This window comes from Cupriavidus ulmosensis (assembly GCF_977008105.1).
In genome coordinates this window covers 1,722,490-1,736,174 of sequence record NZ_CDRMWP010000001.1, presented here as the reverse complement: position 1 = coordinate 1,736,174, position 13,685 = coordinate 1,722,490, and the positions used below count along the sequence as shown (strand labels likewise).

Genomic DNA, 13,685 nt, shown 5'->3' with positions numbered 1-13,685 from the left:
GCGGCGGCCCCGCCCCCCTCTTGACCCCCGTCAAGCCGGCGCCCGGCCACCCGCCTAGCATGGAGACTCGGCCCGCCGGCACCGGCGGGCGCCACCCGGGAGAGCCGAGCATGGAATCCGAGGGACTCGCGCGGGCGCTGATGCGGCCCGCGGCCTACCCCCACCCCGTGGACAAGGTCACGCTGATCGAAACCCACATCTCGCAAGTCTTCCTGGCCGGTGCCTTCGCCTACAAGGTGCGCAAGCCGGTATGCCTGGACTTCGTCGATTTCCGCAGCCTGGCGGCGCGCCGCGCCGATTGCGAAACCGAGCTGCGGCTCAACCGGCGGCTGGCCGCGCCGCTGTACCTCGGCGTCGTGCCGATCGCCGCCGGCCCCGGGCCGCGCGAGGTCACGGTCGGCGGCGACGGCCCGGCGCTGGAATACGCGGTCAAGATGCGCCGCTTCCGCCAGCGCGACCTGCTGGCCACGATGGCCGAGGCCGACCAGCTGAGCGGCCCGCAGGTCGAGACGCTGGGCCGCCAGCTCTCCGCCTTCCACCGCGCCGCCCCGGCGGCGGCCCCCGGCGGCGGCCACGGCACCCCGGCGCAGATCGGCGCGGTGATGGAACAGGCGCTGGCCGGGCTGGCCGCGCTCGCGCCGGAAGACGCCATGACGGCGCGGGTGGCGGCGCTGCTGCGCGAGCGGGCGGCGGCGCTGCGGGCCGCCTTCGGCAAGCGGCTGGCCAGCGGCCACGTCAGGGAATGCCACGGCGACCTGCATCTGGGCAACGTCGCGCTGATCGACGAGGTGCCGACGCCGTTCGACTGCCTGGAATTCGACGCCGGGCTGCGCTGGATCGACACCGCCAGCGACATCGCCTTCCTGTTCATGGACCTGCAGCACCACGGCCGGCAGGACCTGGCCTACCGGCTGCTCAACACCTACCTGGAATGCAGCGGCGACTACGCCGCGCTGGCCGTGCTGCCGTTCTACACCGCCATGCGCGCCGTGGTGCGCGCGCGCGTGCTGCTCGAGCGCGCGCGGCAGCGCGGCGCGGCCGGCGCCATCAGCGCCGAGGAGACCGCCAGGACGCGGCTGCTGTGCAAGGACCTGCTGGGGCTGGCCGCCTCCACGCTGACGCGCCGCCCGGGCGCCATCACCATCATGCACGGGCTGTCCGGCAGCGGCAAAAGCACGGTCTCCCGGCGCCTGGCGCTGGCCGGGGCGATGGTGCGGGTGCGCTCCGACGCCGAGCGCAAGCGCGCCGCGCGCCGCGCCGGCGCGCCCGGCGGCGAGCTTTACGCGCCCGGGCGCACCGCGCGCGTCTACCGGCGCATGCTGGCGATCTGCCGCCTGGGCAGCGGCGCCGGCTTTCCCATGATCGCCGACGCGACCTTCCTCGCGCGCGGCCAGCGGCAGCAGTTCGCCGCGCTGGCGGCGCGGCGCGGCGTGCCCTTCTCCATCGTCGACTGCGATGCCGACGTGGCCGTCCTGCGCGAGCGCATCGCGGCGCGGACGCGGCAGGGCGGCGATCCGTCCGACGCCACGCTGCAGGTGCTGGAAGGACAGCGGCGCACGCAGGAGCCGCTCGGCAGCGACGAATGGCGCCACGTGGTGCGGATCGGCGCCGGGACGCTGGCCTGACACGCCGGCGGCACGCCGATACCTCCAGATCCAGAGATGGATGGAAATTGAAGGGTGGAAATTGAACCAGGCCCGCCGCGCGCGGGCCTGGCTGCGCTGGCTCAGGCTTCCTTGGGCGAGATCCACGCGGGGCGCTGCGCGCCGCCGCCCTGCCTGCCCGCGGCCTCGACCTGGTCGGCGAAGGTGCGCAGGGGCTGCTGCACCGTGCCGCTGACCACGTCGCTCTGGCGCAGCGCCAGCACCGGCGACGGCGGCGTCCTGCCCAGGCGGGCGATCTCCTCCGCGGCGTTGAACGCGCCCTGCCGCGACATCACGCAGATCACCGAGGTATCGCAGCCCAGCGGCGCCCGCTCGCGCAGGAAGCTGCGCATCGGCGCGGCCAGCTTGCCGATCCAGACCGGCGCGACGATCACCAGCCGCCGGCAGTCGGCCGGCGCCGGCCCGCCGTAGCGATAGGCCACGCGGCGCAGCAGCAGGTTGTCGATCACGCAGCGCAGGTCGCCCGCCAGCCCGGCGCGGGTGGCCACGTCGCTGACTTCCGCGAGCGGCCAGCCGGTCAGCGCCGCCAGGTCTTCGGCGACCTGGCGCGCGGTGCCGGTGCGCGAGTAATAGACGATCTGGATGCCTTGCTCGTTGTCGTTCATCATGTCTCCCCGGCCATCTTGGCGTGGTTGGCTGCGTGGTTGGCTTCGTGGTTGCCTATTGCGCCGGCTTCGGCGCGTGCACCAGCAGCACCGGCAGGTGGCTCTGCCGCACCAGGCCCTCGGCCACGCTGCCCATCAGCAGCCGCTTGACGCCGCGGCGGCCGTGCGTGCCCACCACCAGCAGCTCGGCGCCGGCCTGCTCCGCCGCCTGCTCGATCGCGCTGGAGACGTCGCCGATCGCGAGCGGCTCGTCGATCATGATGGTCGAGCACTTGACCTTTGCCGCCGCGGCGAGGGCCTTGGCCTCGTCGAGCAGTTGCTGCCCGCCCTCGACCAGGCTGGAGCGCAGGTCCGTCAGGTCGACATAACCGACCTCGTAGCGCAGGTAGCTGTTGTCGATCACATGCACCACCACCAGTTCGGCGCCGGTCGCGCCGGCCACGCGCAGCGCCTCGTCCAGCGCCTGCATGGAGGATTCGCTGCCGTCCACGGCAACCAGGATCTTGCTGTACATCGTCTTCTCTCCCGCCGCGGTCGCTCCGCGGTCATCAAAGGGGGGAACATGGCCACCCCTGCGGCAGCCCTGGTCCCGATGGTTCCAGTTTGTCCGCGCCGGCGCCGGCCATGTTGATGTGGATCATGCATTTCGCAGCTTTGCCGGCGCGCTCCGGGGGCTGCCCCGCCACCATGCGCCACCACGCGCCACCTTGATGCGGCGCAAGCGGCCGCGCGCGGCGTGGCCTAGCATGGAAACAGGATAATCCGGCCGGCGGCCGGCAAGGAGGCGGAGATGCAGCAGTGGATGCGAGCGATGGTGTTCGACGGCGGCGGCCCGGTCCTGCGCGCGGCGCGCGTGCCGGTGCCGGTGCCCGGGCCGGGCGAAGTGCGGATCGCCGTGACCGCCTGCGGCGTCTGCCGCACCGACCTGCACATCCTCGACGGCGAGCTGGCGCAGCCCAAGCCCGCGCTGATTCCGGGCCACGAGATCGTCGGCCGGGTCGAGTCCTGCGGCGCGGGCGTCACCGGCTTCGCCGCGGGCGACCGCGTGGGCGTGCCCTGGCTGGGCCGGACCTGCGGGCACTGCCCGTTCTGCGCGGCGCACCGCGAGAACCTGTGCGACGCGCCGCAGTTCACCGGCTACACGCGCGACGGCGGCTACGCCGAGTACGTGGTGGCCGACAGCCGCTATTGCTTCCGCATCCCGGACCGCTACGACGACGAGCACGCCGCGCCGCTGCTGTGCGCGGGCCTGATCGGCTACCGCACGCTGCGCATGGCCGGCGCGGCCCGGCGCATCGGCATCTACGGCTTCGGCGCGGCAGCCCACCTGGTGACGCAGATCGCGGTGGCGCAGCAGCGCGAGATCTACGCCTTCACGCGCCCCGGCGACGACGCCGCCAGCCGGCTCGCGCGCGCCACCGGCGCCTGCTGGACCGGCCCCAGCGACCAGCCGCCGCCGCGCCTGCTCGACGCCGCGCTGATCTTCGCGCCGGTCGGCGCGCTGGTGCCGCTGGCGCTGCAGGCGGTCGACAAGGGCGGCACGGTGGTCTGCGGCGGCATCCACATGAGCGACATCCCGGCCTTCGCGTACCGGCTGCTGTGGGAGGAACGGTCCCTGGTCTCGGTGGCCAACCTCACGCGCGAGGACGGCGAGGCCCTGATGCGGATCGCGCAGGACACGCCGCTGCGCACTACCATCAAGGTCTATGCGCTGGAGCAGGCCAACGCCGCGCTGGCCGACCTGCGCGCGGGCACCCTCAGCGGCGCCGCGGTGCTGCGCATCGGCGCGGACGCGGCGGGCGCTTGATGTGCGTCAACACCCGGACGGCGCCGGCCCTTATTCTCCAGGCAACGGCGCCCCCCGCGGGGAGGCTGCCCTTGTCACACGGCGAATACTGACGAACACAGCGGCTGCTCAGCCAGGAGAAACATCATCATGTACGACAAGATCTTGCTCGCGGTGGACGGCAGCCGCTCCTCGGACCTGGCGGTGAGCCAGGCCATCCTCTTCGCCAAGGCGACCGGCGGCGAAATCAAGGCGCTGTTCGTGGCCGACGACGCCGACGTGTTCTACTTCGCCGGCACCACCTACCCGTCCTGGCTGATGGACAGCATCCGCACGATGGGCGAGGAAACGCTGGCCGCGGCCGCCCGGCGCATGACGGAAGCCGGCGTGTGCCACGCCACCAAGCTGATCGAGAACCCGGTCTCGCCCGGCCTGATCGCCGAGACCATCGTCGGCGAGGCCAATAGCTGGGGCGCCGACCTGATCGTGATGGGCACGCACGGCCGCCGCGGCGTCAAGCGCATGGTCATGGGCAGCGTGGCCGAAGGCGTGGTGCGCGAAAGCAGCAAGCCCGTGCTGCTGATCCGCAGCGAAATCAAGGAATGAGGGCAGCGCACCGCACTGCCCCGCCACGCGGCCACGCCGGCGCCGCCGCGATCCTGAAGGCGCCGCTGGTCGCTGCCCTGCTGGCCGCCGCGCTGGCGGCCTGGCATGCCGGCGCGCTGGCCGCCGAGGCCGGGCTGTGGTTCGCCCAGGGCCGCCCCGTGGCCGAGGCGCAGCAGGCCGTCGACAGCCTTGCCGATGCCGCCGCCGACGGGCTCGAGCCGGACGACTACGGCGCCGCCGCGCTGCGCCGCGCCCTCGCGCAGGCGCAGGACGGGCCGCCGCTGGCGCCGGACGCCGCGGCCGGCCTCGACCGGGCGCTGACGGCGGCGATGGAGCGCTACCTGGCCGACCTGCACGGCGGCCGCATCGACCCGCGCCAGATCCACGAGAATTTCTCCGGCGCGGCCGACGCCCGCTTCGACGCCGCCGCCTACCTGCGCGCCGCCGTCGCCGCGCACCGCCTGCCCGAGGCGGTGCGGCAGGCGGCGCCCTCGTTCCCGCTCTACGGCGCCCTGCGCGACGCGCTGGCCCGCTACCGCGCGCTGGCCGCCAGCCCCGCCTGGCAGGCGCCGCTGCCGCCGCTGCCGGCGCGCAAGCTGGCGCCGGGCGCGCCCTACGCCGGCGCGCCGGCGCTGGCGCAGCGCCTGGCCGCGCTGGGCGACCTGCCCGCCGGCCAGCCCGCGGGCGCGGCGCCGCCCGCGCGCTACGAAGGCGCGCTGGTGGACGGCGTCAAGGCCTTCCAGGCGCGCCACGGACTGGACCCGGACGGCGTGATCGGCGCGGGGACGTTCGCGCAGATGAACACGCCGCCGGCCGGCCGCGTGCGCCAGATCGAGCTCACGCTGGAGCGCCTGCGCTGGACGCCGCTGCTGGACGGCCCGCGCATGATCGTGGTCAACGTGCCGGAGTTCGTGCTGCGCGCCTACGAAGTGGAGGACGGCGGCGTGCGGGTCAGGGCCGAGATGAAGGTCATCGTCGGCAAGGCGCTCGACACGCGCACGCCGCTGTTCAAGGAGGACATGCGCTTCATCGAGTTCAGCCCCTACTGGAACATCCCGCCGTCCATCGCGCGCGCGGAAACCCTGCCCCGGCTGCGCCGCGACCCCGCCTATTTCACGCGGCAGGGGCTGGAGTTCGTCGGCGGCGACGGCAAGGTCTCGGCGGTGCTGTCGGCGGCGAACCTCGACGCCGTGCAGCGCGGGCAGATGCGCATACGGCAGCGCCCCGGGCCGCTCAACGCGCTCGGCGACATCAAGTTCATCTTCCCCAACAACGACAACATCTACCTGCACCACACGCCGGCGCCGCAACTGTTCACGCGCGACCGCCGCGACTTCAGCCACGGCTGCATCCGCGTGGAAGACCCGGTGGCGCTGGCCGGCTTCGTCCTGCGCGACATGCCCGGCTGGAACGAGGCGCGCATCCGCCAGGCGATGGACAAGGGCCAGTCGAGCACGCTGCGGCTGCAGGAACCGCTGCCCGTGGTGCTCGCCTACGGCACCGCCATCGTCAAGGCCGACGGGCGTGTATATTTCTTCAACGACATCTACGGGCTCGACGGCCTGCTGGACCGGGCCCTGCGGCAACATTCGGCCAGCCGGCGCGCGGGCAGCGCTGCCGGCGCGCCCGCCCAGGCCGCGCCCTGACGCCAGGAGGAAACACCCGATGCCCAAGCCGATGCCCAAGCCCTTCCCCCGCCGCGCCTTCCTGTCGCGCTCGGCGCAACTGGCGCTGGCCGGCGCCGCGCTGCCGCTGGCGGCCCGCCCCGCCTTCGCCTCGCTGGCGGCCTTGCCTGACGCGCGCAGCCTGTCGTTCGACCACACCCACACCGGCGAGCGCATCGCGCTGGTGTTCGCCGTGGGCGACCAGTTCGTGCCCGAGTCGCTGGCCGCGCTCAACCACTTCCTGCGCGACCACTACAGCGGACAGGCCGGCGTCATCGACCCGCAGCTGTTCACGCTGCTCTACCGCCTGCGCCGCACGCTCGACAGCGACAGCCCGTTCCAGGTGATCTCCGGCTACCGCAGCCCGGCCACCAACGCGCGGCTGCGCAAGACGCGCGGCGGCGGCGTGGCCAGCCACAGCCTGCACATGGACGGCAAGGCCATCGACATCCGCCTGGCCGGCGTGCCGCTGGCCGACCTGCGCGACGCGGCGCTGTCCCTGCGCGGCGGCGGCGTGGGCTTCTATCCGCACGAGCAGTTCGTGCATGCCGACACCGGGCGCGTGCGCGACTGGTAGCGGCCCGAAGGATAGGCATTCCGGGCGGGATAACGGCGGGCGGCCTCAGCCGCGCCGCCGCAGCGTCTCGGACGGCTTCTCGCCGAACGCCTTGCGGTAGTCCACGGCGAACTGCCCCAGGTGCGCAAAGCCCCAGCGCAGCGCGGCCCCGGTCACGGTCTCGCCGCCATCCGCGTCGAGCAGGGCGCGCCTGACGCGCTGCAATCGCACCGCCTTCAGGAACTGCATCACGCCGATGCCGCGCCAGTCATGGAAGACCCGCTGCAAGGTGCGCACGCTGCACTGCGCCGCGCCGGCCACCGCCAGCAAGGTCAGCGGCTGGTCCGCGTGCGCCTCGATGAACGCGACCGCGCGGCGCAGGCAGGCCGGGCTGACGCCGCCCGCGGGCGATGCTTCCGTGCCGCGCAGCGCGTCCTGCTCGAACAGCAGGTCCAGGATCAGCAGCTCCTCCGCCCGCGGCAGCAGCATGGCCCGCAGCAGCGGCGGCGCGTCCGGGTGCAGCGCCTGCTTGAGCCCCTGCAGCAGCGCCAGCCAGCGCGCCACCTGCGCGCGCCGCACCAGCGCCTGCGGGCGCAGGGCGAACCGCGCGCCGCCGCGGCCGGACAGCGCCCGGCCGACCGCGGCCACGCGCCCGATGTCGATGCGCGCGACCAGCTGCACGTTGTCCGCGCTGTACCGGTAGCGCGAAGCGACCCCGGGCGGCACCACCACCACGCCCGCCGCGCCACTGTGGCGAAACCCGCCGGCCTCGATGTCCGCGTGCCCCGCGACGGTGGCCAGGACCAGCGCGAAATCGGGGAACACCTCCGGCTCGATCGCGATCTCCCTGCCATAGGCAAAGCGCGACAGCCCGACCTGCGCGCCCGGCAGGTTGTGCATGCTGGCGGGATGCCGGCTGGCGCCGCCGGCGCGGTAGTGGTACGGGCAGTAGACCCGCCCGATCTCGTCGCGCGCCAGGCCGAGATCGCCGGACTCGAACAGCCTGGCCGACTCGGGCATCTCGGCGGCATGCCAGTCCGGCGCGGAGGCCGCCGCGTCGAAGGCGGTGCCGGGTACGGTAGCGGGTTCCATCCGATGTCTTCTTCCTCGATCGCGCGCCATGCCCGCGGGATAACCCTCAGGCAAGGGTGCCGCGCCACAGTAACGGCGCTGCGCCGATAGCCGTGGCGCCGGATCGATAGCGCCGCGGCCCGCCCCGCGCCGATGATCTGCCCACGCGGTGCGCCGCGGCCGCGCCGGCCAGCCAGCCCAGGGCCGGAGCCGGGGCCAATGGCCGCAGTATCGCACCGCCGCCACCAGGAGACATCATGAGCACCCCCGCTTTCTACGAAGCCACCGCCGCCGTCACCCGCGCCCGAGGCGCCCCCTTCGTGCTGGAACCGGTCCGCCTGCGCGCGCCGCGCGGCAACGAAGTGCTGGTGCGCATCGTCGCCACCGGCATGTGCCACACCGACATGATCGTGCGCGACCAGTTCTACCCGGTGCCGCTGCCGGCCGTGCTCGGCCACGAAGGCGCGGGCGTGGTCGCCGCCGTGGGGCCGCAGGTCGAGCGCCTCGCCATCGGCGACCACGTGGTGCTGACCTATGGCGCCTGCGGGCATTGCCCGTCCTGCGGCGGCGGCCACGCGGCCTATTGCGATGCGTTCTACGCGCGCAACTTCGGCGGCGCCGGCCCGCACGGCGACTGCGCCATCGAAGACGCGCACGGCCAGCCCGTCCACGACCACTTCTTCTCCCAGTCGTCGTTCGCCACCTACGCCCTGAGCCGCGAAGGCAGCGCCATCAAGGTGCCGCGGGAAGCGCCGCTGGAACTGCTGGGGCCGCTCGGCTGCGGCATCCAGACCGGCGCCGGCGCCGTCATCAACGCGCTCGCGGTGCGCCCCGGCAGCAGCTTCGCCGCGCTCGGCGCCGGCGCGGTCGGGCTCTCGGCCGTGCTGGCGGCGCGCGCCGCGGGCGCCGCCACCATCGTCGCCGTCGACGTGGTGCCCGCCCGGCTGGCGCTGGCCCGCGCGCTGGGCGCCACCCACACCGTCGACAGCCGCGCGGGCGACCTCGCCGAAGCCGTGCGGCAAGCCACCGGCGGCGGCGCCGACTACGCGCTGGAATCCACCGGCCGCCCGGAAGTGCTGCGCCAGGGCGTGGCCGCGCTGGGCCGCCTCGGCACGCTCGGCGTGGTGGGCGCCTCGCCGCTGGGCACCGCGGCGGACTTCGACGTCAACGACCTGCTGATCGCCGGCAAGCGCATCCAGGGCATCTGCGAAGGCGACAGCGTGCCGCAGCGGTTCATTCCCGACCTCGTGAAGCTCTACCTGCAGGGCCGCTTCCCGTTCGACAAGCTGGTGAAGTTCTACCCGTTCGAGCAGATCAACCAGGCCGCCGCGGACAGCGAGAAGGGCCTGACGCTGAAGCCGGTCCTGCGCATCGGCCGCTGACCCCTCCCGTCCCGACCGGACTCAGACCGAGATCAGATTGCACTCCGACACCATGAACACCTATCACGCCCACATCGGCGGCCGCCCGTTCGCGGCCGAGGCCGGCGCCATCACGGCCACCTTCGCCGCCACCAATGCCGCCACCGGCGCGCACCTGGCCGACATCGCGCGCTGCGGCGCCACCGAGATCGACGCCGCCGTCGCGGCCGCGCGCCACGCGCTGCCGGCCTGGAAGGCCACCACCTACGAAACGCGCTCGGCGCTGCTCAACCGCCTGGCCGACGCGCTCGAGGCGCAGGCACCGCGCCTGGCGCGCATCGACGCGCAGGACATCGGCCGCCGCCTCGCCGAGACGCTGATCGACTACCAGATCGCCGTGGCCCAGTACCGCTATTTCGCCGGCGCCATCCTCACCCACGAAGGCCACGGCCGGCCGATCCCCGACGGCTACCTGATCGCCAAGCGCGAGCCCATCGGCGTGGTCGGCCAGATCATTCCGTGGAACGTGCCCGCCATCATGGTGGCGCTCAAGGTGGCGCCGGCGCTCGCCGCCGGCAACACCATCGTGCTCAAGCCGGACGAGAACGCCTCGCTCTCCACGCTGGAATTCGCCGCGATCGCCGCGCGCATCTTCCCGCCCGGCGTGGTCAACGTGGTTCCCGGCTTCGGCGAGGAAGCCGGCGCCGCGCTGACGCGCCACCCCGGCGTCGCCAAGCTGGCCTTCACCGGCAGCGCCGAGGTCGGGCGCGTCATCGGCCATGCCGGCGCGGAGCGGCTGGTGCCGGTCTCGCTGGAACTCGGCGGCAAGAGCCCGAACATCGTGTTCCCCGACATCGAGGACATCGGCGCGGTGGTCGACAACGCGCTGTTCGCCGCCATGTACTGCAACGGGCAGTCCTGCCTGGCCGGCACGCGGCTGTTCGTTCACGACGACATCTACCAACCCTTCACCGAAGCGCTGGCCGGCGCGGCCGCGCGCATCCGGGTCGGCGACCCGCTGGCGGCGGACACGCGGCTAAGCTGCCTGGTCTCGGAACGGCAGGGAGCGCGGGTGCTGGACTACATCGGCCTGGGCAAGGCCGAAGGCGCGCGGCTGCTGGCCGGCGGCGAACGCGTGCGGGTGCCCGGGTGCGAGGCCGGCTGCTTCGTCCGGCCGACCATATTCGAGGCGCGCAACGACATGCGCATCGCCCAGGAAGAGATTTTCGGGCCGGTCCTCAGCGTGATCCGCTGGCGCGACCACGACGCGATGCTGCGCGAAGCCAACGACGTGCGCTACGGACTGGCTGCCGGCATCTACACCGCCGGCCTCGAGAACGCCATGCGCACCGCCGACGCGCTCGAAGCCGGCTCGGTGTGGATCAACCACTATTTCAACCTCAACAGCGGCTCGCCCTTCGGCGGCGTGAAGGAAAGCGGGATCGGCCGCGAGCATTGCCGCGAGACGCTGAACCTGTACTCGCACGTCAAGTCGATCACCGTGCAGAACAGGGTGTCGGCGCCGCAGTTCGTGCCGCCGGGGCAGGTGTGAGTCAGGCGCGATGCGTCAGGCGGGAGCCGCGCATGGACCGCGCATGAACAGCGCGGGCCCGCAAAGGCCCGCGCGGCTGCACGCCCGCGCCGCGCTCAGGCGCCGTCGGCGGGCGGCGGCGTCTCCGCCGCCGCGTTGTCGTTCTGCGCGGGCGCCGGCGCGACCGCGGCGGCGGCGACTTCCTTGCCGCCATCCTTGCCGCTGTCCTTGCCACCGCCCTTGCGGCCGCCGCGCCCGGGCGCGCGCCGCGCCCCCTGGCGCCGCGCCCGCGCGGCCTGGTCCGCGCTCACGCTGCCGACCGGGTTGCCCTGCAGGTCGACACGCGCCGCGCCCTCCACCAGGCACGCCCAGTAGCGGCTGCCCTGGCACCACGCGGCAATCGCCTGCTGCAACTGCTCGCGGGTCAGGCCCAGCGTGTCGAGCTGCAACGCGGCATCGTCGAGAATGCCCTGCTTGAGCGGCAGCTTGGGCGCGGGATTCTTGGGAAACGCCCGCGGGAAGTGCCTTTGCAGGCGCCAGATCGATTCGACCACCGGGTCGACCGGCTCCTTCTTCTCCGGCCGCCGGGGCAAGGCCTTCCGCTTGTCCGCCTTGTCCGCCCTGGCCTCTTTGCCCTGCCGGGCCTCTTTAGCCTGCGCCGCCAGTTGCTGCTTCAACGCGGCAAGTTGTTCAAAACCCATAGTGCATCCGCTTCAAGAAAGTTATTCGTGCCGGGTGGCAACCATCCCGCCAGCCATCTCCCCGGCGCTGGCCCGGAAGATGGCGGAAAGACCCGCCATCCAGGCCATCGGGGCCGGACCGGGGCAGCGGCAACCCCACAGTCTAGCAATCCTGGCGGCTGCCGGCTTGAATCATGTTGCTTCGGGGATGGGTGAAGGGTAGTCGGGCGGCGCGGAACATGCCAATTGCCGATGCCCTCCGGCGCCGGTTCGGGCCGGCATTTGCGCGAGAATTCGAGCGAAGGAGAAGGTTTGCTCCCCTCTCCCGCACCGTGTGAGAGGGGCCGGGGGAAAGGGCCAGCGCCCGCGCGCGGCACAGGCGGCCACCGTCGCTTCGTGGCGGCGCCGCCCCTCTCCCCCTGCCCCGCTCCCGCACGCGGGAGCGAGGCGACAACACACATCAGGCTGATTTCCGCCGGCAGGCCACGTCGCCCGCCACGGCCATCAACCGGCCGTCAGGCTCAGAAATCCAGCCCGCCCGGCGCGCCGCCCGGCAGCGCGGGGGCGGCGTCGGCCTTGGGCAGTTCGATCACCGCCGCGTCCGTGGTCAGGATCAGGCCGGCCACCGAGGCGGCGTTCTGCAGCGCGGTGCGCGTGACCTTGGTCGGATCGACCACGCCGCCTTCCACGAGGTCGCCGTATTCGCCGGTGGCCGCGTTGTAGCCGAAGTTGCCCGAGCCCTCCTCCACGCGCGCCACGATCACGCTGGCTTCCTCGCCGGCGTTGGTGACGATCTGGCGCAGCGGCTCTTCCAGCGCGCGCAGCACGATCTTGATGCCGGCCTGCTGGTCCGGGTTGGCGCCGGTCACGCCCTTGACGGCCTGGCGCGCGCGGATCAGCGCCACGCCGCCGCCGGCCACGATGCCTTCTTCCACCGCGGCGCGGGTGGCGTGCAGCGCGTCTTCGACGCGGGCCTTCTTTTCCTTGACCTCGACCTCGGTGGCGCCGCCGACCTTGAGCACGGCCACGCCGCCGGCCAGCTTGGCCACGCGCTCCTGCAGCTTCTCGCGGTCGTAGTCGGAGGTGGCTTCGTCGATCTGGGTGCGGATGCGCTTGACGCGCGCCTGGATCTGCGCGGCGTCGCCGGCGCCGTCGATGATGGTGGTGTTTTCCTTGCCGATCTCCACGCGCGCGGCCTGGCCCAGTTCTTCCAGCGTGGCCTTCTCCAGCGACAGGCCGACTTCCTCTGCCACCACCTGGCCGCGGGTGAGGATGGCGATGTCCTCCAGCAGCGCCTTGCGGCGGTCGCCGAAGCCCGGCGCCTTGACGGCGGCGGCCTTCAGGATGCCGCGGATGTTGTTGACCACCAGCGTGGCCAGCGCCTCGCCGTCGACGTCCTCGGCGATGATCAGCAGCGGGCGGCCAGCCTTGGCCACCTGCTCCAGCACCGGCAGCAGGTCGCGGATGCTGGAGATCTTCTTGTCCACCAGCAGCAGGAACGGCTGCTCCAGCACCACCACCTGCTTGTCGGGGTTGTTGATGAAGTACGGCGACAGGTAGCCGCGGTCGAACTGCATGCCTTCCACCACTTCGAGCTCGTCGCCGAGCGACTTGCCGTCTTCCACGGTAATCACGCCTTCCTTGCCGACGCGGTCGATGGCCTCGGCGATGCGCTCGCCGATGGCGCTCTCGCCGTTGGCCGAGATGGTGCCCACCTGCGCGATCTCGCGGCTGGTGGTGGTCGGCTTGCTGATGCGGCGCAGCTCCTCGATGGCCACCGCCACCGCCTTGTCGATGCCGCGCTTCAGGTCCTGCGGGTTCAGGCCCGCCGCCACGTACTTGACGCCCTCGCGCACGATGGCCTGGGCCAGCACGGTGGCGGTGGTGGTGCCGTCGCCGGCGTTGTCGCTGGTGCGCGAGGCCACTTCCTTGACCAGTTGCGCGCCGACGTTCTGCAGCTTGTCCTGCAGCTCGATCTCCTTGGCCACGGACACGCCGTCCTTGGTCACGGTGGGGCTGCCGAAGCTGCGCTCCAGCACCACGTTGCGGCCCTTGGGGCCGAGCGTGACCTTGACCGCGTTGGCGAGGATGTTGACGCCTTCCACCACCTTCGCGCGCGCCACGTCGCTGAACACTACGTCTTTCGCTGCCATTGCTGTTG

Annotated in this window: 12 protein-coding genes; 7 read left to right on the top strand and 5 right to left on the bottom strand. The window is 72.8% G+C overall.

Going from position 1 to position 13,685, the window contains the following annotated elements:
- Positions 1 to 110 precede the first annotated feature (110 nt).
- Entirely contained in the window at positions 111 to 1,625 is a 1,515-nt protein-coding gene (locus ACWTPI_RS07840) for a bifunctional aminoglycoside phosphotransferase/ATP-binding protein (protein WP_454731361.1), read from the top strand.
- A gap of 101 nt (positions 1,626 to 1,726) precedes the next feature.
- On the opposite strand, the gene ACWTPI_RS07835 is transcribed toward ACWTPI_RS07840, so the two are convergent.
- On the bottom strand, positions 1,727 to 2,272 hold the full coding sequence (locus ACWTPI_RS07835) for a flavodoxin family protein (protein WP_082079663.1): 546 nt from the start codon (positions 2,270 to 2,272) through the stop codon (positions 1,727 to 1,729).
- A gap of 52 nt (positions 2,273 to 2,324) precedes the next feature.
- Positions 2,325 to 2,783 carry a universal stress protein gene (locus ACWTPI_RS07830; protein ID WP_059413162.1) on the bottom strand — a complete coding sequence of 153 codons (459 nt, stop codon included), beginning with the start codon at positions 2,781 to 2,783 and terminating at the stop codon, positions 2,325 to 2,327.
- A 276-nt stretch (positions 2,784 to 3,059) separates the two neighbouring features.
- On the opposite strand from ACWTPI_RS07830, the gene ACWTPI_RS07825 reads away from it, so the two are divergent.
- The 4 genes from ACWTPI_RS07825 to ACWTPI_RS07810 all read left to right on the top strand — a co-directional run bounded on the left by ACWTPI_RS07825 (position 3,060) and on the right by ACWTPI_RS07810 (position 6,902).
- Positions 3,060 to 4,076 (top strand): zinc-dependent alcohol dehydrogenase family protein, encoded by a 1,017-nt coding sequence (locus ACWTPI_RS07825; RefSeq protein ID WP_082079664.1) that lies wholly within the window; start codon positions 3,060 to 3,062, stop codon positions 4,074 to 4,076.
- 129 nt (positions 4,077 to 4,205) lie between these two features.
- On the top strand, positions 4,206 to 4,661 hold the full coding sequence (locus ACWTPI_RS07820) for a universal stress protein (RefSeq protein ID WP_454731360.1): 456 nt from the start codon (positions 4,206 to 4,208) through the stop codon (positions 4,659 to 4,661).
- Positions 4,658 to 6,307: a L,D-transpeptidase family protein gene (locus tag ACWTPI_RS07815; protein ID WP_454731359.1), complete on the top strand. Its 1,650-nt coding sequence runs from the start codon at positions 4,658 to 4,660 to the stop codon at positions 6,305 to 6,307. Before ACWTPI_RS07820 ends, ACWTPI_RS07815 begins: the two co-directional genes overlap by 4 nt.
- 19 nt (positions 6,308 to 6,326) lie before the next feature.
- Positions 6,327 to 6,902 carry a YcbK family protein gene (locus ACWTPI_RS07810; RefSeq protein ID WP_231586549.1) on the top strand — a complete coding sequence of 192 codons (576 nt, stop codon included), beginning with the start codon at positions 6,327 to 6,329 and terminating at the stop codon, positions 6,900 to 6,902.
- A 45-nt stretch (positions 6,903 to 6,947) separates the two neighbouring features.
- On the opposite strand, the gene ACWTPI_RS07805 is transcribed toward ACWTPI_RS07810, so the two are convergent.
- Positions 6,948 to 7,973, bottom strand: a complete 1,026-nt coding sequence (locus ACWTPI_RS07805; RefSeq protein WP_454731358.1) for a helix-turn-helix domain-containing protein — start codon at positions 7,971 to 7,973, stop codon at positions 6,948 to 6,950.
- Between the two features lie 236 nt (positions 7,974 to 8,209).
- On the opposite strand from ACWTPI_RS07805, the gene ACWTPI_RS07800 reads away from it, so the two are divergent.
- Both ACWTPI_RS07800 and ACWTPI_RS07795 read left to right on the top strand, forming a co-directional pair.
- Positions 8,210 to 9,334 (top strand): NAD(P)-dependent alcohol dehydrogenase, encoded by a 1,125-nt coding sequence (locus ACWTPI_RS07800; RefSeq protein ID WP_454731357.1) that lies wholly within the window; start codon positions 8,210 to 8,212, stop codon positions 9,332 to 9,334.
- 37 nt (positions 9,335 to 9,371) lie between these two features.
- On the top strand, positions 9,372 to 10,865 hold the full coding sequence (locus tag ACWTPI_RS07795) for an aldehyde dehydrogenase family protein (RefSeq protein WP_454731356.1): 1,494 nt from the start codon (positions 9,372 to 9,374) through the stop codon (positions 10,863 to 10,865).
- A gap of 95 nt (positions 10,866 to 10,960) precedes the next feature.
- Here ACWTPI_RS07795 and ACWTPI_RS07790 read toward each other — a convergent pair whose 3' ends face one another.
- Positions 10,961 to 11,545 (bottom strand): ProQ/FinO family protein, encoded by a 585-nt coding sequence (locus tag ACWTPI_RS07790; protein ID WP_454731355.1) that lies wholly within the window; start codon positions 11,543 to 11,545, stop codon positions 10,961 to 10,963.
- Between the two features lie 500 nt (positions 11,546 to 12,045).
- Positions 12,046 to 13,677: a chaperonin GroEL gene (gene groL / locus ACWTPI_RS07785; RefSeq protein WP_454731354.1), complete on the bottom strand. Its 1,632-nt coding sequence runs from the start codon at positions 13,675 to 13,677 to the stop codon at positions 12,046 to 12,048.
- Positions 13,678 to 13,685 lie beyond the last annotated feature (8 nt).